This window comes from Micromonospora sp. NPDC023869, assembly GCF_055559695.1.
The window spans coordinates 465,532-483,932 of the sequence record NZ_JBVHKD010000004.1 but is presented as its reverse complement, the minus strand read 5'-3'; the positions used below and the strand labels follow the sequence as shown (position 1 = coordinate 483,932).

Here is an 18,401-nt window from a genome sequence, read left to right as displayed (position 1 = left end):
GTTTCCGGATTGTGGCCCGCATCATCGAGGCACGGTCGATCGGACACCCCCACCGCCTCCACCCGGCAACCCCGGGATCCCCCTTGGGAGGTGCAGCGATGCTGCTCCGAAAGGCTGTCCCCGTCCTGGCCCTCGCCCTCACCGCCGTGCTGACGTTCCCCGCCGCAGCCGCCGCCCGCACCGTCCCCGACGGTTCGGCGACACCGGCGGACGCGACCGCCACCACCGTCTCCGGAGCCGCCAGGCCCACCGGCGTCACTCCCGTAAGCGCTGCCTCGGTCGGTGCCGTCTCCGAGGACCCCGTCCCCGCCGCCGCCGACGGACTGCGGGCCCTCGCCGGGGCCAACCCGGTCATCGTCGTCGGCGGGCTCAGCGGTTTCGCCGCCGTCTACGAACCGCTCGCCGCGCGACTGCGCGCCGACGGGTACCGCGTCTGGATCTATCCGCTGCCGAACCTCGGGCTCGGCGACATCACCGCGTCCGCCGGAAGCCTGCGCAGTTTCGTCAGCCAGGTCCGCGCCGGCACCGGCGCGGCAAAGGTCGACCTGGTCGCCCACTCCGAAGGCGGCCTGGTCAGCCGCTACTACATCAAGAACCTGGGCGGCGGGGACGCCGTCGGACGCTACGTCAGCCTGGGCACCCCGCAGTACGGCACGTACGTCGCCAACATCGTGGCCTTCCTCGGCCTGGGCAGTTGTGCGGGAGTGGTCGCCTGCCAGCAGATGACGATCGGCTCGCCGTTCCTCGCCGCCCTCAACGCCGGTGACGACACCCCCGGCCAGGTCCGCTGGACCACCGTGCGTACCTGGCAGGACGAGTTGGTCCGCCCGGTCGACAACGCCACGCTGGCCGACGGGGCGACGAACGTGCTGATCCAGTCCAGGTGTCCGCTCCGCGTCGTCGGGCACCTCGGTCTGGTGGCCGACGGCACCACGTACTCCGTGATCCGCCAAGCCCTCCGCGACCAACCCGTCAACCCCGCCTGCCTGGCCCTCTGACATTCTCCGCTCGTCCCGCCCGCGCGGGCGGGACGAGCGGAGCCGGGTCAGGTGGCGGTGGAGAGGGACTCGTACTCGGCGTCGGTCAGCTCTATGGTGGCGGCGGCGACGTTCTCCTCCAGGTGGGCCACCGACGACGTGCCGGGGATCGGCAGCATCACCGGCGAGCGGCGCAGCAGCCAGGCGAGCGCGAGCTGGGCGGGCGTCGCGCCGTGCTCGGTGGAGATGGCGTCCAGCGGTCCGCCGGGGCGGGCCAGCTCGCCGGTGGCGATCGGGAACCACGGGATGAACGCGATGTCGTTCGTCTCGCAGTAGGTCAGCACCTCCTCGGCGCTGCGGTCGGCCACGTTGTAGAGGTTCTGCACCGAGACGATCGGCGCGATCCGGCGGGCCGCCTCGACCTGCGCGACGCTTACCTCGGAGAGCCCGATGTGCTGGATCTTGCCCTCCTGGCGCAGCAGGACCAGCTCGCCGAGCTGGTCCTCCAGCGGCACCTTCGCGTCGATGCGGTGCAACTGGTAGAGCCCGATGCTCTCCAGGCCCAGGTGGCGCAGGCTCAGCTCGCACTGCTGGCGCAGATACTCCGGTCGACCCACCGGGCGCCACACGCCCGGGCCGCCGCGGGTGAGGCCGGCCTTGGTCGCGATGACCAGATCGTCGGCGTACGGGTGCAGCGCCTCCTTGATCAACAGCTCTGAGACGAACGGTCCGTACGAGTCGGCGGTGTCGATGAAGGTGACGCCCAGCTCGTACGCCCGGCGCAGCACCCGGACCGCCTCGGCCGGGTCCTTCGGGTCACCCCAGACGCCCGGGCCGGTGATCTGCATGGCCCCGTAGCCGAGCCGGTCGACGGTCAGCTCACCGCCGATGCGGTAGGTGCCGGAGGACTTCGCGGGTCGCGGGTCGGTCTCGCTCGCCATTCGTCGTTCCCATCGTGTCGTTCGCCGGTGACCGGCGCTGGTCGCCCTGGGATACACCTTTCCCCTGGTGCGGCGGATACACCGCCGCGAGCGGGTATCCGATCGTGGCCCGTCCCGACCATGTTGATCAACCGGCACGGCCGGGTGGAATCCGATGAGCTGCCGGTGCGGGTCACCGGTGGCGTGAGACGCTCGGGAGTACCGCCGTGCGTGCCGCCGCAGCGCGCGGGTGAGCTGCGGAAAGGAACGTGATGGCAGGAGAGCCGCGGGTGGACTTCGCGCTCGACACGTTCGAGTGCATCGTGCTGTATCCGGGTGCCGCCGGGCGGGCGTTGCCGGCCGAGACCATCCAGCGTCTCCAGGCCGAGCACGCCGAGCACATGGCGGCGTTGCAGCGCCGGGGGATCATCCTGGTGGCCGGCGCGGTGGACGGCAACGACGCCCGGGAACCGGACCCGCCGCTCGGATTCGGGCTGGCGCGCACCGGCTCCGTGGACGACGTACGCAGCGTGATGGAGGCCGACCCGGCCGTGCAGGCCGAGCTCTACCGGGTGGACGTGATGACCTTCCTCTGCCCGGCGGGCTCGTTGGAGTTTCCGCTGGCCAAGACAGAAAGCTGAGGCGGGGACGGGATTCGGCGGACGATCTTCGTGCAGTGATGTCGCGAGCACCCTCGGTCACTGAAGTGGAGCGCCTCGTCGCCCATTGGTGTCAGGGGCGTACCATTCCGGCGCGCGGTCGCTGTTGCCCGCCGTTGACGTCCGGTGCGGCTTCGCCCGCCGGCTGCGCGCGTACGGCGCGCAGCGTTGGACATTCGTTCCGCCATGCGCAAGGGGTCGGCCCGTGGTCCGACCTGGAGGAGAGACTAGCCTGATGGGCGTGACACGCCGCGCGAAGATCGTCTGCACTCTTGGCCCCGCCACCTCGTCGCCCGAGCGCATCCGTGGGCTCGTCGAGGCCGGCATGAATGTGGCGAGGCTCAACTTCAGCCACGGCAGCCACGCCGACCACGAGGCCGTCTATCGGCTCGTCCGGGAGGCAGCCGAGGCGACCGGTCAGCCGGTAGCGATCCTGGCCGACCTGCAGGGACCGAAGATCCGGCTGGGCCGGTTCGCCGACGGGCCGCACGAGTGGCGTACCGGCGACTCCGTCGTGATCACCGGCGACGAGATCCTGGGCAGCAAGGAGCGCGTCTCCTGCACGTACCGCCGCCTTCCGCAGGAGGTCAAGCCCGGAGACCGGCTGCTGATCGACGACGGCCGGGTCGCCGTCGAGGTCACCGACGTGACCGGCAACGACATCCGGGTGCTGGTCACCGAGGGCGGGCCGGTCAGCAACAACAAGGGCGTCTCGCTGCCCAACGTCGCGGTCAGCGTGCCGGCCCTCTCCGAGAAGGACGCCGCCGACCTGCGGTTCGCGCTCGGTCTCGGTGTCGACCTGGTGGCGCTCTCGTTCGTCCGCTCCGCCGACGACATCAAGCTCTGCCACTCGATCATGAGTGAGGTCGGTGTGCACCGGCCCGTACTCGCCAAGGTCGAGAAGCCGGAGGCCGTCGACCACCTGGAAGCGATCGTGCTGGCCTTCGACGGGGTCATGGTCGCCCGTGGCGACCTCGGCGTGGAGCTGCCGCTGGACGAGGTCCCGCTGGTGCAGAAGCGCGCCGTGCAGCTCTGCCGCGAGAACGCCAAGCCGGTCATCGTGGCCACCCAGATGCTCGACTCGATGATCGAGAACTCGCGGCCGACCCGCGCGGAGGCCTCCGACGTGGCCAACGCCGTGCTCGACGGCGCCGACGCGGTGATGCTCTCCGGCGAGACCAGCGTCGGCAAGTACCCGGTGCTCACGGTCAGCACCATGGCCAAGATCGTCACCACCACCGAGGCCGGGTCCATCGCCGTGCCCCGGCTCCAGCACGACCCGCGTACGCACGGCGGGGCGCTCACCGTCGCCGCCTCCTCCATCGCCCGGGCCATCGGGGCGAAGGCGCTGGTCGCGTTCTCGCAGACCGGTGATACCGTGCGTCGACTCAGCCGGCTGCACTGCGACCTGCCGCTGCTGGCCTTCACCCCGGTCCCCGAGGTGCGCCAGCAGCTCGCCCTCTGCTGGGGCGTGGAGACCTTCCTGATGCCGTTCGTCCAGCACACCGACGACATGTTCCGGCAGGTCGACCAGGCGCTGCTCGGACTCAACCGGGGCAACCCCGGTGACCTGGTGGTGGTCGTGGCGGGCAGCCCGCCCGGCAGCCCCGGCTCGACCAACACGCTGCGGGTGCACCAGCTCGGATCGCTCGTCGACGCCGCCACCGCGAGGGCGTTGCAGTGACCGACGGCGAGGGGACCATCGTCGGCCAGGCCGCCGTCGACCAGTTGTTGGAGGTGCTCGACCTGGAGTCGACGGGCACCATGTCGTTCCGGGGGATGAGTCCTCCGGTCGGCCCGCAGCGGGTCTATGGCGGTCAGGTCGCCGGCCAGGCACTGGTCGCGGCCGGGCGCACCGTCGCCCCGGACCGGGTGGTCCACTCGCTGCACGGCTACTTCGTCCGGGCCGGGGATCCGGCCGAGCCGATCGCGTACGAGGTGGAGAACATCCGCGACGGCCGGTCCTTCTCGGTGCGCCGCTCGGTCGCCCTGCAACACGGCAAGCCGATCTTCTTCATGTCCGCCTCGTTCCAGCGGCACGAGGAGGGGCTCGACCACCAGACCCCGGTCCCGCCGGACGTGCCCGCCCCACAGGACGTGCCGACGATGTCCGACCGGCTGGCCCGCTATCCGGAACGGCTCGGCATCTGGGGGCAGATCCCGCGCCCGATCGACGTGCGGTACGTCGGCGAACCCGGTTGGGTACGCCCCGGCGACCGCCCGGCGGAGAAGCACCAGCGGGTGTGGATGCGGATCGACGGCAAGCTCCCCGACGATCCGCTGCTGCACGCCTGCGCCCTCACGTACGCCTCCGACCTGACCCTGCTCGACTCGGTGCTCTCCGTGCACGGTGAGGTGTGGGGGCCGGGCGGGGTGGTCGGGGCGAGCCTGGACCACGCCCTGTGGTTCCACCGCCCGTTCCGCGCCGACGAGTGGTTCCTCTACGACTGTGGCAGCCCGTCCGCCTCCGGTGCGCGCGGTCTGGCCACCGGCCAGTTGTTCACCGTCGACGGTCGGCACATCGCCAGCGTCGTGCAGGAGGGTCTGCTGCGCCGGGTGGGGGAGTAAACCGATCGGTCAAGGGGTGATCGTCCGGCCGGATCGGGCGGCCCGCTAACCTGTCCGGCATGCGACTCTCCGCTCGGGTGGACTACGCCCTCCGCGCGGTCACCGAGCTGGCCTCGGTGACCGGGGCCGGGCGCGGTCGCCCGGTGACCGCCGACCAGATCGCCCGCGCCCAGGAGATCCCTCCGAAATTCCTGGAGAGCATCCTGCTGCAGATGCGCCGGGGCGGCATCGTACAGGCACAGCGGGGACCGGAGGGCGGCTACTGGCTGGCCCGTCCGGCCGAGGAGATCTCCCTGGCCGAGGTGATCCGGGTGATCGACGGACCACTGGCCCACATCCGTGGCCAGCGCCCCGAACAACTCGGCTACCACGGCGCGGCCCGCGCCCTGCAGGACGTCTGGATCGCCCTGCGCGCCAGCGAACGCCAGATCCTGGAACTGGTCACCGTGGCCGACGTGGCCCAGGGCACCCTGCCCGAGCAGGTCACCAAGCTGGTCGCCGACCCGCGCGCCTGGACCTGATCCCGCCCATCAGGGGAGCCGACGGCCCTGATCCCGCCCACCGGGGAAGCCGACGGCCCTGACCGTGGCGGCATAGGTGGTCCCGGCCCGGCGTGTCGTGCAGGTGCACTGCCACGATCACGCGCGCGGTCCGGGGTGTGACGTCCGTGCGTCGTCTCACTGACCGATCAGGGGGTTGACCGGAGGGCACTGCGTACCGCATTCTCGACCAAGTTGATAGGAGATGCCGAAAAGTAGGGGGCGTCCGTGCGCAAGTTGCTCGTCATCGCACTGGTCGGGCTGGCCGCGCAGCTGGTCGACGGTGCGCTCGGCATGGCCTACGGACTGACGTCCACGACCCTGCTGCTGGTGGTCGGCATCGCGCCGGCTGCGGCGTCCGCCTCGGTGCACCTGGCCGAGATCGGCACCACGCTCGCCTCCGGAGCGGCGCACTGGCGGTTCGGCAACGTCGACTGGCGGGTGGTACGCCGCATCGCCCTGCCGGGCGCGATCGGCGCGTTCGCCGGGGCCACCTTCCTCAGTTGGCTCTCCACCGACTCGGCCGCCCCCTGGATGGCCGCGATCCTGTTCACCCTCGGCGCGTACCTGCTCGTCCGGTTCTCCCGGCCGCTGCGCCGCAACCCGGCCGCGGGCCGGCTGCGCGGGCGCTTCCTCGGCCCGCTCGGGTTGGTCGCCGGTTTCGTCGACGCCACCGGCGGCGGCGGATGGGGCCCGGTCGCCACGCCGGCCCTGCTGGCGTCCGGGCGGATGGAGCCGCGCAAGGTGATCGGCTCGGTGGACACGTCCGAGTTCGTCGTCGCCTCCTCGGCCAGCCTCGGCTTCCTGATCGGCCTCGGCACCGAAGGCTTCCTGCTGCCGATCGTGCTCGCCCTGCTCGCCGGTGGTCTGATCGCCGCGCCGATCGCGGCCTACCTGGTGCGGATCATCCCGGCCCAGATGCTCGGCGCGGCCGTCGGCGGCGTGATCGTGCTGACCAACGCCCGCGTCCTGCTGGGCGCCGCCGAGCTGCCCAGCGCCGTGCCGGTGGTGGTCTACGTGCTGCTGGCCGCCGGCTGGGTGGCCGCGCTGGTGCTGGCGGTGCGGGTGCTGCGGCGGACCCGCCGCGAGGAGGCGCTCGCGGCGGCCACCGCACCGGTCGACGGTGCCGCGTCGCCCGCCGAGGCGGACGCCACGCCGACCGAGGCTGAGGGCAGCACCCGTGCCCTCTCCGGCGCGGACCGCTGACCGCCCGCCCGTTGTCCCCGGCCGCACGCCCCGACCGTAAGGAAGGGACCCTTCCTATACACGAGGCGTTAGTACGGGGCCCTTCCTTACCACCGGATCGCCGAGGGTCTGCCCGCGCCGGGTCGGCCCGACGCCGGTGAGTCAGTCGGCGGCGAAACGTGCGGCCTGCGAGATCAGCTTCCACGCCTCGTCCACGTGGACCTCGGTGGTCTGCGGCGCACCGACGGCCAGCCGCAGCGTGTACCGGCCGGCGACCCGGGTGTGCGTCAGATAGGCACGACCGGTGGCGTTCACCGCCGCCAGCAGCCGCTCGTTCGGTCCGTCGTCGCCGCGCAGCCGGAAACAGACCAGGGCGTACGGGTGCCCGGTGACCAGTTCGAAGCGGTCGTCGGCGCGTACCCGGTCGGCGAAGCGGGCGGCCAGGGCGACACCGCTGCGGATGTGCGCCCGTAGTCCCTCGATGCCGTACCAGCGCAGCACGAACCACAGCTTGAGCGCGCGGAAGCGCCGGCCCAGCGGCACCTGCCAGTCCCGGTAGTCGATCACCGCGCCGGATTCGGTGGCCGCGTTGCGCAGGTACTCGGGCAGCACGGTCAACGCCTCGACCAGCTCACCGGCATCGGCCACCCAGAACGCGTCACAGTCGAAGCCGGTCAGCAACCACTTGTGCGGGTCGAAGCAGTAGGAGTCGGCGTACTCCAGCCCGTCGTGGCCGAACCGCAGTTCGGGGCAGACCGCGGCGGAGCCCGCGTACGCGGCGTCGACGTGCAGGAAGACGCCGTGCTCGGCGCAGATCGGCCCGATCTGCGGCAACGGGTCCACGGCGGTGGTGGAGGTGGTGCCGACGGTCGCCACCACCAGGGCGGGAGTCACCCCGGCGGCGATGTCCGCCTCGATCGCGGCGCGCAGCGCCGACGCCGACATGGCCCAGGTGTCCGGGTCCACCTCGATCAGCTGTACGCCGTCGGCGCCGAGCCCGGCGATGCGGGCCGCCTTCTCCACAGAGGAGTGCCCCTCGGTGGAGGTGTAGACCCGGTACCGCCGGTCCACGCCGACCTGCCGCCACCGTCCCCGCGCGGCCCGGTGCACCGCCACCAGGGTGGCCACCAGCGTGGCGGAGGAGGCGGAGTCCTGGATGACCCCGCCGCCGGGGCCGGTGGAGCGGAACCTCTGCGGCAGGTCCATCAGGTCGGCCAGCCAGTCGAGCAGCACCGTCTCCATCTCGGTGCAGGCCGGGCCGGTGGCCCAGAGCATCCCCTGCACGCCGAGCCCGGCGCTGACCATGTCGCCCAGCACGCTGGGTCCGCTGGTGTTGGCCGGGAAGTAGCCGAAGAAGCCGGGGTGCTGCCAGTGGGTGAGCCCGGGCGTCACCAGCGAGTCCAGGTCTGCGAGGAGTGCCTCCACGGGCTCGCCGTGGCTGGGCGGTCCGGCCGGTAGCCGGGCGGCGACGGTGCCGGGCGGGTCCGGCGAGGTGACCGGACGTTTGTCGAGGGTGGCCCAGTAGTCGGCGATCCAGTCGACGACCGCGTATCCGGCCTGACGGAACTCGTCGGGTGTCATGTGCCCTGCCATACCGCGAGTCGATCAAGAAGCGGGCGTGGTGGCAAGCATCCGGACCGATTGTGCCGAGAAAGCGCTTGCCCTAGCATCGCAGCTGCGCGGGGCCGCGTGTACCGACGTCGATACGTCGGGATCTCTGCCTATCAGCGCGGCACGCCACCGCCGGACCGGGCACGCCGGCGCACGGGCGTAGACCGCGCGTGACCTCCTTCGGAGGGACGACCATGCCTCGCACCACCCGCCGGGCCGCTCTGCTGGCCACGGCCACCGCCACCATCGTCGCGGCCGGAGGGTTGACCACCCTCACCGCCTCCGCCGCGGCCGCCGGCTGCCGCGTCGACTACCGGGTCACCAACCAGTGGTCCGGCGGCTTCGGCGCCGACGTCACGGTGACCAACCTCGGCGACCCGCTCACCGGCTGGACCGTCACCTGGACCTGGCCCGCCGGTCAGCAGGTCAGCCAGGCCTGGAACGCCACCGTCAGCCAGTCCGGCACCCAGGTCACCGCCCGCAACGTGGACTACAACGCCGCGCTCGGCACCGGAGCCAGCACCGCCTTCGGCTTCAACGGCTCCTGGTCCGGCAGCAACCCCGCGCCGACCGTCTTCGCCGTCAACGGCACCACCTGCACCGGCGGCACGACCCCGCCGACCACCACGCTCCCGCCCGTCACGCCCACCCCGACCACACCACCGCCGCCCACCACGCCACCGCCGATGACCCCGCCGCCCACCACCCCGCCGGCCGGCACCATGCAGGCGGAGAACCTCGATCGGGGACTCGTCAGCGTCCGCGCAGGCGCCGGCAACCTGGTCTCCTGGCGGCTGCTGGGCACCGAGACCTCCGGCGTGGCGTTCCACCTCTATCGTGGCGGCACCCGGGTCACCGCCACCCCGATCACCGGCGCCACCAACTACCTGGACAACGGCGCCGCCGCCGGCAGCACGTACACCGTGCGGGCCGTCGTCGGCGGCGTCGAACAGGCCGCCTCGGCGCCCGCGCTCCAGTTCCCCGCCGGCTACCTCGACGTGCCGTTGCAGATCCCGCCGGGCGGCGCCACGCCCAGCGGCGAGGCGTACACCTACGCCGCCAACGACGCCAGCGTCGGCGACCTCGACGGCGACGGCCGATACGAGTTCGTCGTCAAGTGGGACCCCTCCAACGCCAAGGACAACGCGCAGTCCGGCTACACCGGCAACGTCTACGTCGACGCGTACACCCTGACCGGCACCCGTTTGTGGCGCATCGACCTGGGCCGCAACATCCGGGCCGGCGCCCACTACACCCAGTTCCAGGTGTACGACTACGACGGCGACGGTGACGCCGAGGTGGCCATGAAGACCGCCGACGGCACCCGCTCGGGCACCGGCCAGGTCATCGGCAACGCCAGTGCCGACCACCGCAACTCCAGCGGATACGTGCTCGCCGGCTCCGAATACCTGACCATGTTCGACGGCCGCACCGGCGCTGCCCTGTCCACCGTGGCCTACGACCCGCCGCGCGGCACCGTCTCCTCCTGGGGCGACAACTACGGCAACCGGGTGGACCGGTTCCTCGCCGCCACCGCCTACCTCGACGGACAGCGCCCCTCGCTGATCATGGCCCGGGGCTACTACACCCGCGCGGTGATCGCCGCCTGGGACTTCCGCAACGGCAGCCTGACCAAGCGCTGGACCTTCGACTCCAACGCCTCCGGCAACGGCGCCGCCGCCGGCCAGGGCAACCACAACCTCTCCGTGGCCGATGTCGACGGCGACGGTCGACAGGAGATTGTCTACGGCGCCGCCACCATCGACGACAACGGCCGCCTGCTGCACTCCACCGGTACCGGCCACGGCGACGCCATGCACGTCGGCGACCTCGACCCGAGCCGCCCTGGCCTGGAAGTGTTCAAGGTCAACGAGAGCGGCAGCCAGCCCAGCTCCTACCTTGCCGACGCCCGCACCGGACAGCGCATCTGGTCCACCCCGGCTGCCGGCGACAACGGCCGGGGCGTCGCCGGTGACATCTGGGCCGGCAGCCCCGGCGCCGAATCCTGGTCGTCCGCCGTCAGCGGCCTGAGCAACACCCGAGGCCAGAACGTCGGCCGCAAACCGTCCTCCACCAACTTCCTGATCTGGTGGGACGGCGACCCGGTCCGCGAGCTGCTCGACGCCACCCGCATCGACAAGTACGGCCCCAACGGCGACACCCGCCTGCTCACCGGCAGCGACGTGGCCTCGAACAACGGCACCAAGTCGACGCCCGCGCTCGCCGGCGACATCCTCGGCGACTGGCGGGAGGAGGTCGTCTGGCGGACCAGCGACAATCGGGCCCTGCGGATCTACAGCACGCCCACGCAGACCGGTACCCGCCTGCCCACCCTCATGCACGACCTGCAGTACCGGGTGGCCGTCGCCTGGCAGAACACCGCCTACAACCAGCCGCCGCACCCGAGCTTCTTCCTCGGCGACGGCATGAGCACCCCGCCGGCACCGCGCATCTACCTGCGGTGACGTCGAGGGTGCGAAGGCGGTAGGCAGAGAAACGGACAGGCACCGGGCCGCGATCGCGGAATCCGCACAATCGCAGCCCGGTGCCCCACACCGCGGCACCCCCGACCCGTCCCGACCGGGGAGTGCCGTACCACCACCGGTAATAAAGTTAAGCGGCCTCCGCGTCGCGAGGGTGACGCTCTCGTGAAGATCGTGTTTCACGCCCGCCGAACCGCTGTGACCTGCGTTACTGCCTCAGCAACCCCCCGGCCACCTCGGTCGCGATCAGCTCGAACGAGCGCACCCGGTCGGCCACGTCGTACACCATCGCGGTCAGCATCAACTCGTCCGCACCGGTCCGCGCCAGCAACTCACCCAACTGCCGACGGACCGTCTCCGGCGAACCGAGCGCCTGACCCTCCCGCCGCTGCACCACGAACTCCCGCTCCAGATCCGTGTACGGATACGCCGCCGCCTCCTCCGGTGAGGCGAGCGGCTCCGGCCGCCCCGACCGCAGCCGCAGGAACGACAGTCCCGCCGGCCCGGACAACCACTCGGCACGCTCGTCGGTCTCCGCACACACTGCGTTCACCGCCACCATCGCGTACGGCCGCTCCAACCATTGCGACGGCCGGAAACTCTGCCGGTACAACGCCAACGCCGGCAGCGTGTTCTGCGCGCTGAAGTGATGCGCGAACGAGAACGGCAGCCCCAGCGCACCCGCCAGTCGGGCACTGAACCCACTGGACCCGAGCAACCACACCGCCGGCTGCTGCCCCCGCCCCGGGGTGGCCGTGATCGGCCCCGACCCGTCCGCACTGAAGTACTCCATCAGGTCGGCCAGCTCCCGGGGGAAACCCTCCGCCGACAACCCCTCCATCGTCCGGCGCAACGCCAACGCGGTCACCTGGTCGGTGCCGGGCGCGCGACCGATACCCAGGTCGATGCGGCCCGGATGCAACGCCTCCAACGTGCCGAACTGCTCCGCGACCACCAAAGGCGCGTGGTTCGGCAACATCACCCCACCCGACCCGAGGCGGATGGTCTCGGTGTGCGCGGCCAGATGCGCGAGCAGCACCGCCGGTGCCGACGACGCGATGGCCGGCATGTTGTGGTGCTCGGCCACCCAGAACCGGCGGTAGCCCCACTCGTCGGTACGCCGCGCCAACTCGGTGGTGTGCCGCAACGCCTCGGTCGCGGAGGCGCCGGCCGCGACGGGGGCCAGGTCGAGGACAGACAACGGTACGTCGATCACACGGCTGGCCAACCCGCCGGAGGCCACCTTTGTTCCCCAGCGGCGGCCGACGTGAGTCAGCCCATTCCCCGCGCCTGCTCGAAGATCAGGCTGGTCTGGCTGTGCTGCACCGCCGGATCGACGGCCAGGTAGTCGAGGACGAAGTCCCGCAACGCCTCCGCCGAGGCCGCCCGCACGTGCAGCACGTAGTCCTCCGCCCCGGCCACGTGGAACACCGACACCACCCCCGGCAGGCGGACCGAACGCGTCCGGAACGCGTCCACCGCCGCCCGCGCGTGCTCGGTCAGCCGCACCGACACCAGCGCCTGCAACGGCAACCCCACCGCCGCCGGATCCACCTCGGCGTGGAAACCCCGGATCGCCCCGCACTCCCGCAACGCCCGCGTCCGCGCCAGACACGTCGACGGCGCCACCCCCACCCGCTCGGCCAGGGCGTTGTTGGGCAACCGCCCGTCGGCGGCCAGCTCGGTCAGGATCGCGCGATCGGTGTCGTCCAGGGCCGCGAACGGCCGCACATCGTTCGGAACGAGGGGCATGACGCCATCCTTCACCGAACATCCTCACTGCGGATAGGGATAACAGCGAATGATCTTCGGAAGTATTGCCCTCTCGGCACGATATGTTCGATCCTTGCCGCCATGACGACCGTGGACACCCGAGCCGTGCACGCCGGCCGCGACGACCTCGCCGCGCTGGGCGTCCACGTGCCCCCGATCGACCTCTCCACCACCAACCCGCTGCCCTCGGTCCACGACGGCGGCGACGCGTACGAACTCCTCGCCACCGGCGGCACTCCGACCCCCGGCACCAGCGCCGTCTACCAGCGGCTGTGGAACCCCACCGTGGCCCGCTTCGAGACCGCCCTCGCCGAACTCGAAGGCACCACCGACGCCGTCGCCTTCGCCAGCGGCATGGCCGCACTCACCGCCGCCCTGCTGGCCGCCACCCGCGACGGGAAACGACACCTGGTCGCCGCCCGCCCGCTCTACGGCGGCACCGACCACGTGCTCGCCACCGGCCTGCTCGGCACCGACGTCACCTGGGCCCGTCCCGACGAGGTCGCCGCCGCCGTCCGCCCCGACACCGCCCTGGTCGTCGCCGAGACCCCCGCCAACCCCACCCTCGACCTCGTCGACATCCGTGCCCTCGCCGACGCCGCCGGCGACGTACCCCTGCTGATCGACAACACCGTCGCCACCCCGGTCCTCCAGCAACCCGCCCGCCACGGTGCCGCGCTCGTGCTGCACAGCGCCACCAAGAGCATCGGCGGCCACGGCGACGTCCTCGCCGGCGTCGTCGCCTGCGACCCGCACTGGGCCGCCCGGCTGCGCCAGGTCCGCGCGCTCACCGGTGCGGTCCTGCACCCGCTCGGCGCGTACCTGCTGCACCGGGGACTGCAGACGCTGCCGCTGCGGGTCCGCGCCCAGCAGGCCGGCGCGGAGAAGATCGCCGCCTGGCTCGCCGACCACCCCGCCGTCGAGCGCGTGCACCACCCCGGACTCGACGACCACGCCGGGCTGATCGGCCGCCAACTCGCCGGTCCCGGCAGCCTGCTCGCCTTCCGGGTACGCGGTGGCGCCCCCGCCGCGGCGGCGGTCGCCGGTGCCTGCCGGCTGATCACCCACGCGGTCTCGCTCGGCGGCGTCGACACCCTCGTCCAGCACCCCGCGTCGCTGACCCACCGCCCGGTCGACGGCGACGCGAAACCCGACGGCGGCCTGCTGCGGCTCTCGGTCGGGCTGGAGGATCCCGAGGACCTCTGCGTCGACCTGGCCCAGGCGCTCGCCACCGTCTGAGCTGACGGCCACGGTTCAGCACTTCGGCCCGACGTGCCGGTCCAGCACGGCGACCGCCTCCCGGCGCGCGACGGAGAGGCTGTTGCGGCGATTCATCCGCCACGCCACCCCGAGCAGGTCCAGTGCCCACTGGCACAACGCCATGATGTCGGTCGACTCGTTGACGAACATGTAGCGCGGATAGACGTACGTCCGGCCCCGTACCGTGACCCGGTTGACGAACCGGCAGCCGTCGGAGTGGAACAGGCCGCGCAGGAAGCTGCCGGCGTGTGCCTGCACGATCGGCCGTTGCCAGGCCGTCAGCACGATCGGCCGGCGGTGTTTGGGGCCCGGACCGTGCTGCGGCAATAGGCATGGCCAGTGGCTGCCGTAGCTCTGCACGCTGATGCAGCCGGCGGACGGGACGCGTTGCACCGAGAAGGCGAGGACGCTTCTCATGGCGGTCTCGGCCGCGTCGACCAGCCCCGGCCAGGTCTGCGCACAGGCGATCCGGAGCACCGGCACCCGGGCGGCGGTGACCAGGTGCCCGTCACCGAGATAGAGACCGAGCAGGTAGGCGTACTGGCCGGGGTCTGTCGGATTCTCGACGTCGCGGCACCGGAAACAGCGCGATGCCGTGCTCCGCTGTCTCGGCTCCGGCTGGACCCGGCACCAGTGGCGGACGGTGGGGTAGGGGAGCCCGACGGCGCGGGCGACCTCCGCGACGGTCGCGCCGTCGCGGTGCAACCGCAGCGCTCGTAGACGCAGATCGGGTGGGTGCACCGGGGCATTCTCGAACGCCCGTGCGACACTTCTGGTGTCCCCGGTGGGACTCGAACCCACACTGTCGGAGGTTTGAGCTCCGTTTCTCTGCCAATTGGAATACGGGGACGTTCGCGCTCAACGCCTGTCGCGTCGGCCCATAGGTTACCCACTACGCTAGGAGCGGCGACACCCGGTACCGCGGGTGTCGGGCACAGACTGGGTGGGAGTGGCTCGTGGCCGAGACGCAGACGGATGCCGCGCGCAGGCGGGTGTTGATCGCCGAGGACGAGGCGCTGATCCGGCTGGACCTGGCCGAGATGTTGGCCGAGGAAGGCTACGAGGTGGTCGGGGAGGCTGGCGACGGCGAGACCGCCGTACGTTTGGCCGAGGAGCTCAAGCCCGATCTGGTCATTCTCGACATCAAGATGCCGATCATGGACGGACTGGCCGCCGCCGAGCGGATCGCCGGTGCCCGGATCGCCCCGGTGATCATCCTGACCGCGTTCAGCCAGCGTGACCTGGTCGAGCGGGCCCGGGCGGCCGGCGCGATGGCGTACCTGGTCAAGCCGTTCCAGAAGTCCGACCTGGTGCCGGCGGTGGAGATCGCCCTCTCCCGCTACTCGGAGATCGCCGCGCTGGAGGCCGAGGTCGCCGGGCTCAACGACCGACTGGAGGTCCGCAAGAGCGTCGAGCGGGCCAAGGGCGCGCTGATGACCACCTACAACATGACCGAGCCGCAGGCGTTCAAGTGGATCCAGCGCACGGCGATGGACCACCGGATGACCATGAAGGAGGTCTCCGAGCGGATTCTCGCCGAGACCGCCGGTGGCGGCGAGGTCACCCGCCCGGCTCCCTGACCGCTCGCCGTCACGGGGCAGTCGTGATGCCGGGCGGCCGTTAGCATCTGGCGGCATGGGTGCCCGGCGTTCCACGCTGACGCGGCGATCCGGGGCGCGTCGTCTCGGCGTGTCCCGTGTTCGGCGGTTGTTCCTGGTGGTGGGTGGCCTGCTGGCGGTGGTGCTGGCGGGGTGTCCGGCGCCTCAGCGGGACGACGCCGGCCCGCAGCCGGCGAAGCTGCACTGGGAGCGCGTCGAGTTGCCGAACCCGCCTGAGCCGGGCCGGGTCCTGGTGCGCGATCTGGTGGTGTGCGCCGGGCACTGGTATGCGGCCGGCGCGGTGGCGGATCCGGCCGGGGCCACCAGTCCGGCGGTCTGGTCCAGCCTGGACGGTGCGACGTGGACACCGGTGCCGTTGATCGCGGACTCGTTCTATGGACGGCAGAGTGTGCTGTTCTCCGTGGGCTGCCGGGACGGCGCGGTCGCCGCGGTCGGCGGCAAGGTCGGTGGCGCGCACGGCAATCCCCGGGTGAGCACCTGGTGGCAGCGTCGGGACGGCACGCTTGTCGAGGTGGCGGCCTCGTTCGAGTTGTACGGCGGCCCGAAGGCGGTCAACGTGTCCCGGTTGACCGGTGGCCCGGACGGGTGGTTGATCGTCGGGAACCGGGCCAGCGGAGCGGCGGCCTGGGTGTCGTCGGACGCGGCGGAGTTCGCGATCGTCGAGGGGGCGCCGGAGTTGGCCAGTGACGGCCAGGGCGTGACCTGGGCGTTCGACGCGGTGGCGGGGCCGTTCGGCTGGTTGGCGGTGGGCGGGCTGTTGGCGCCGGGACGGATCGACCGGGATCCGGCGGCGTGGACCTCGCCGGACGGGCGTACCTGGCGGCGGACGGTTCTGCCGGGCGGCCAGGAGTACGAGGAGATGCAGCGGGTGGTCCTGGTCGACGGGGTGCCGCTGGGTGTGGGGTTGCGCGGGCGGGTGTTCGGCGGCTGGCGTCAGGAGTCGGCCGGGTGGGTGGCGGCGGGTGGGTTCGGTCAGGTCGCCGGCGGGGTGCCGTCGGTCGGTGGGCTGGCCGTCTCCGGCGGGCAGGTGCTGGCGGTGGTCTCCGACGGCGAGCGGTACGGCGGTTGGCTCTCCGGCGACCGGGGTGACGGTTGGCGGCCGGTGGACCTGCCGGTGGCGGCGCCGGTCGGGGCGGCTCGGGCGGTGGCTCTGTCGGCGGACGGTGGGCGGTGGTGGTTGGCGGTCGACGACGGGGTGCGGACCTCGGTGTGGGTGGGCCGCCCCGACCCGTCGTCGGAGTGATCCAGCCGTCACTCCCGGTGGTTTCCGAGGTGGAAACCTGATCTTCACGGGGGTGCCGTACGGCAGCTCCGTCCGCGCGTGTCGGCGGTGTTCCGGGGTGTTCCAACTGGCGGACAGGTGTCGGCTAACGACCGGTCAGCGGATTGACCTGTTACGGGAGTGGCAGGGTTGACGTCTCTCTTCGTAACGGTTTCGCAGACCCCGCTCCGACCTCTTCCTTGGCCGAATGAGTGTGGGTACGCTCCGCCAGCACGAGCCGTAATGCAGGGGGCGTCCCTGCCCGGTGCGCGGTGGACGGGCCACACCTTGTCGCCGCCCCGCCGGGTCCCGGTGCCCACCTGCTTCTGGAGGAGGTCAGGAAGCCGTGAGGCGAAGCTATTCAAGGGCGCTGGGTACTGCCGCGCTCGCCGCGGTGCTGGTCGCCGCCGCTGGGTGCCAGGACGCCGGCGGCAGCGGCGACAACACCGCGTCCGGTGACTGCGGTGGCAAGATCGCCATCTTCGGTGCGTTCACCGGTGACAACGCGGGTCTGGTGCTGCCGTCGCTGAACGCCGCGAAGCTCGCGGTCAAGCAGCACAACGACGCGAACGCCGACTGCAAGGTCGAGATGGTCGAGTTCGACACCCAGGGTGACCCGGCGCAGGCCACCCCGGTCGCGAACCAGGTCGCGGGTGACAACTCGTTCCTCGGTGTCATCGGTGGCCACTTCTCCGGTGAGTCGGACGCCACCATGCCGGTCTACGAGGCCGCCGGTCTCGTGATGGTCGCCCCGTCGGCGACCCGGACCGACCTGACCCAGAAGGGCAACAAGTCCTTCTACCGGGTGGTCGGCAACGACGGCACCCAGGCGGGCGCCGTGGCGACCTACCTGAAGGGCGAGAACGCGCAGCGGGTCTTCCTGATCGACGACGCCAGCGCCTACGGCGCCGGTATCACCGCCGAGCTGACCAAGAACCTGGGCGCCACGATCGCCGCCAGCGACAAGATCCAGGAGCGGCAGTCGCAGTTCGAGGCCACGATCTCCAAGATCAAGGCGGCCAACGCCGACTTCGTCTTCTACGGTGGCTACACCCGTGAGGCCGCGCCGCTGGTCCGCCAGATGCGTGCCGCCGGTGTGCAGGCGAAGTTCATCGGTCCGGACGGTCTGTACGACCCGGCGTTCCCGGCCGGTGCGTCCGGTGGCGCCGACGGCTCCATCATCACCTGCCCGTGCCTCCCGCCGGACAAGGCCGGTGGCACCTTCACCGCCGACTACCAGGCCGAGTACGGCCAGCTGCCGGGTTCGTACGGCGCTGAGGGCTTCGACGCCGCGCAGATCTTCATCGACGCCTTCAAGGACGGCAAGAACACCCGTGCCGACGTCCTGGAGTACGTGAAGAACTACGACAAGCAGGGCGTGTCGAAGTACATCAAGTTCGACGCCAACGGCGACGTGGACCCGTCGAGGGTCGTCATCTGGGCGTACCAGATCAAGGGCACGGAGATCTCTCCGCTGCAGGAGCTCAAGCTCAGCTGACGAACAGTATCGGGGTGCGGCCGGGGTGATCCCCCGGCCGCACTCGAT

The 18,401-nt window shown here is 71.6% G+C and carries 16 protein-coding genes and 1 tRNA gene; 11 read left to right on the top strand and 6 right to left on the bottom strand.

Translation table 11 applies throughout. The annotated features are described in order from the left end of the window. Window positions 1-98 precede the first annotated feature (98 nt). Complete coding sequence (locus ACZ31C_RS15995) at window positions 99-998, top strand: esterase/lipase family protein (RefSeq protein WP_465795925.1); 900 nt, start codon at window positions 99-101, stop codon at window positions 996-998. Between the two features lie 47 nt (window positions 999-1,045). Here the strand turns inward: ACZ31C_RS15995 and ACZ31C_RS15990 are convergent, their stop codons facing one another. After that, on the bottom strand, window positions 1,046-1,918 hold the full coding sequence (locus ACZ31C_RS15990; RefSeq protein WP_465795924.1) for an aldo/keto reductase: 873 nt from the start codon (window positions 1,916-1,918) through the stop codon (window positions 1,046-1,048). 251 nt (window positions 1,919-2,169) lie between these two features. Here ACZ31C_RS15990 and ACZ31C_RS15985 point away from each other — a divergent pair, with 251 nt between their 5' ends. The 5 genes from ACZ31C_RS15985 (at window position 2,170) to ACZ31C_RS15965 (ending at window position 6,869) form a co-directional block, all read left to right on the top strand. Further along, a complete protein-coding gene (locus ACZ31C_RS15985; protein ID WP_117227117.1) occupies window positions 2,170-2,538 on the top strand; it encodes a YciI family protein in 369 nt (122 codons plus the stop codon). Between the two features lie 253 nt (window positions 2,539-2,791). Beyond that, window positions 2,792-4,240: a pyruvate kinase gene (pyk, locus tag ACZ31C_RS15980; RefSeq protein WP_396742757.1), complete on the top strand. Its 1,449-nt coding sequence runs from the start codon at window positions 2,792-2,794 to the stop codon at window positions 4,238-4,240. Further along, window positions 4,237-5,124, top strand: coding sequence for an acyl-CoA thioesterase (locus ACZ31C_RS15975; RefSeq protein WP_449946691.1), 888 nt, complete (start codon window positions 4,237-4,239; stop codon window positions 5,122-5,124). Before pyk ends, ACZ31C_RS15975 begins: the two co-directional genes overlap by 4 nt. Before the next feature lie 59 nt (window positions 5,125-5,183). Beyond that, window positions 5,184-5,645 (top strand): RrF2 family transcriptional regulator, encoded by a 462-nt coding sequence (locus ACZ31C_RS15970; RefSeq protein ID WP_350696461.1) that lies wholly within the window; start codon window positions 5,184-5,186, stop codon window positions 5,643-5,645. Between the two features lie 246 nt (window positions 5,646-5,891). Further along, the gene (locus ACZ31C_RS15965; RefSeq protein ID WP_465795923.1) at window positions 5,892-6,869 is read left to right on the top strand and encodes a sulfite exporter TauE/SafE family protein; all 978 of its coding nucleotides are present in this window, start codon (window positions 5,892-5,894) and stop codon (window positions 6,867-6,869) included. 141 nt (window positions 6,870-7,010) lie between these two features. Here ACZ31C_RS15965 and ACZ31C_RS15960 read toward each other — a convergent pair whose 3' ends face one another. After that, window positions 7,011-8,429 (bottom strand): pyridoxal-dependent decarboxylase, encoded by a 1,419-nt coding sequence (locus ACZ31C_RS15960; protein WP_465795922.1) that lies wholly within the window; start codon window positions 8,427-8,429, stop codon window positions 7,011-7,013. Between the two features lie 224 nt (window positions 8,430-8,653). Here ACZ31C_RS15960 and ACZ31C_RS15955 point away from each other — a divergent pair, with 224 nt between their 5' ends. Continuing rightward, complete coding sequence (locus tag ACZ31C_RS15955) at window positions 8,654-10,924, top strand: rhamnogalacturonan lyase family protein (protein ID WP_465795921.1); 2,271 nt, start codon at window positions 8,654-8,656, stop codon at window positions 10,922-10,924. A 226-nt stretch (window positions 10,925-11,150) separates the two neighbouring features. Here ACZ31C_RS15955 and ACZ31C_RS15950 read toward each other — a convergent pair whose 3' ends face one another. Then, a complete protein-coding gene (locus ACZ31C_RS15950) occupies window positions 11,151-12,158 on the bottom strand; it encodes an LLM class flavin-dependent oxidoreductase (RefSeq protein WP_465795955.1) in 1,008 nt (335 codons plus the stop codon). 56 nt (window positions 12,159-12,214) lie between these two features. After that, a complete protein-coding gene (locus ACZ31C_RS15945; protein ID WP_131053250.1) occupies window positions 12,215-12,694 on the bottom strand; it encodes an Lrp/AsnC family transcriptional regulator in 480 nt (159 codons plus the stop codon). A 102-nt stretch (window positions 12,695-12,796) separates the two neighbouring features. Here ACZ31C_RS15945 and ACZ31C_RS15940 point away from each other — a divergent pair, with 102 nt between their 5' ends. Further along, on the top strand, window positions 12,797-13,954 hold the full coding sequence (locus ACZ31C_RS15940; RefSeq protein WP_465795920.1) for a trans-sulfuration enzyme family protein: 1,158 nt from the start codon (window positions 12,797-12,799) through the stop codon (window positions 13,952-13,954). A gap of 15 nt (window positions 13,955-13,969) precedes the next feature. On the opposite strand, the gene ACZ31C_RS15935 is transcribed toward ACZ31C_RS15940, so the two are convergent. Both ACZ31C_RS15935 and ACZ31C_RS15930 read right to left on the bottom strand, forming a co-directional pair. Continuing rightward, complete coding sequence (locus ACZ31C_RS15935; protein WP_465795919.1) at window positions 13,970-14,716, bottom strand: helix-turn-helix domain-containing protein; 747 nt, start codon at window positions 14,714-14,716, stop codon at window positions 13,970-13,972. 32 nt (window positions 14,717-14,748) lie between these two features. Further along, window positions 14,749-14,825 (bottom strand) — tRNA-Leu (locus ACZ31C_RS15930). A 106-nt stretch (window positions 14,826-14,931) separates the two neighbouring features. Between ACZ31C_RS15930 and ACZ31C_RS15925 the strand changes: the two genes are divergently transcribed. The 3 genes from ACZ31C_RS15925 (at window position 14,932) to ACZ31C_RS15915 (ending at window position 18,353) form a co-directional block, all read left to right on the top strand. After that, on the top strand, window positions 14,932-15,555 hold the full coding sequence (locus ACZ31C_RS15925; protein WP_465795918.1) for an ANTAR domain-containing response regulator: 624 nt from the start codon (window positions 14,932-14,934) through the stop codon (window positions 15,553-15,555). A 109-nt stretch (window positions 15,556-15,664) separates the two neighbouring features. Continuing rightward, window positions 15,665-16,837, top strand: a complete 1,173-nt coding sequence (locus tag ACZ31C_RS15920) for a hypothetical protein (protein ID WP_465795917.1) — start codon at window positions 15,665-15,667, stop codon at window positions 16,835-16,837. Between the two features lie 364 nt (window positions 16,838-17,201). Continuing rightward, window positions 17,202-18,353 (top strand): branched-chain amino acid ABC transporter substrate-binding protein, encoded by a 1,152-nt coding sequence (locus ACZ31C_RS15915; RefSeq protein WP_465795916.1) that lies wholly within the window; start codon window positions 17,202-17,204, stop codon window positions 18,351-18,353. The last annotated feature ends 48 nt before the right edge of the window (window positions 18,354-18,401 follow it).

Bases quoted from the DNA above. Each gene is read 5' to 3' on its own strand.
- ACZ31C_RS15940 (WP_465795920.1), top strand. From the start codon at position 12,797: ATGACGACCGTGGACACCCGAGCCGTGCACGCCGGCCGCGACGACCTC.
- ACZ31C_RS15985 (WP_117227117.1), top strand. From the start codon at position 2,170: ATGGCAGGAGAGCCGCGGGTGGACTTCGCGCTCGACACGTTCGAGTGC.
- ACZ31C_RS15945 (WP_131053250.1), bottom strand. From the start codon at position 12,694: ATGCCCCTCGTTCCGAACGATGTGCGGCCGTTCGCGGCCCTGGACGAC.
- ACZ31C_RS15970 (WP_350696461.1), top strand. From the start codon at position 5,184: ATGCGACTCTCCGCTCGGGTGGACTACGCCCTCCGCGCGGTCACCGAG.
- pyk (WP_396742757.1), top strand. From the start codon at position 2,792: ATGGGCGTGACACGCCGCGCGAAGATCGTCTGCACTCTTGGCCCCGCC.
- ACZ31C_RS15990 (WP_465795924.1), bottom strand. From the start codon at position 1,918: ATGGCGAGCGAGACCGACCCGCGACCCGCGAAGTCCTCCGGCACCTAC.
- ACZ31C_RS15955 (WP_465795921.1), top strand. From the start codon at position 8,654: ATGCCTCGCACCACCCGCCGGGCCGCTCTGCTGGCCACGGCCACCGCC.
- ACZ31C_RS15995 (WP_465795925.1), top strand. From the start codon at position 99: ATGCTGCTCCGAAAGGCTGTCCCCGTCCTGGCCCTCGCCCTCACCGCC.
- ACZ31C_RS15960 (WP_465795922.1), bottom strand. From the start codon at position 8,429: ATGACACCCGACGAGTTCCGTCAGGCCGGATACGCGGTCGTCGACTGG.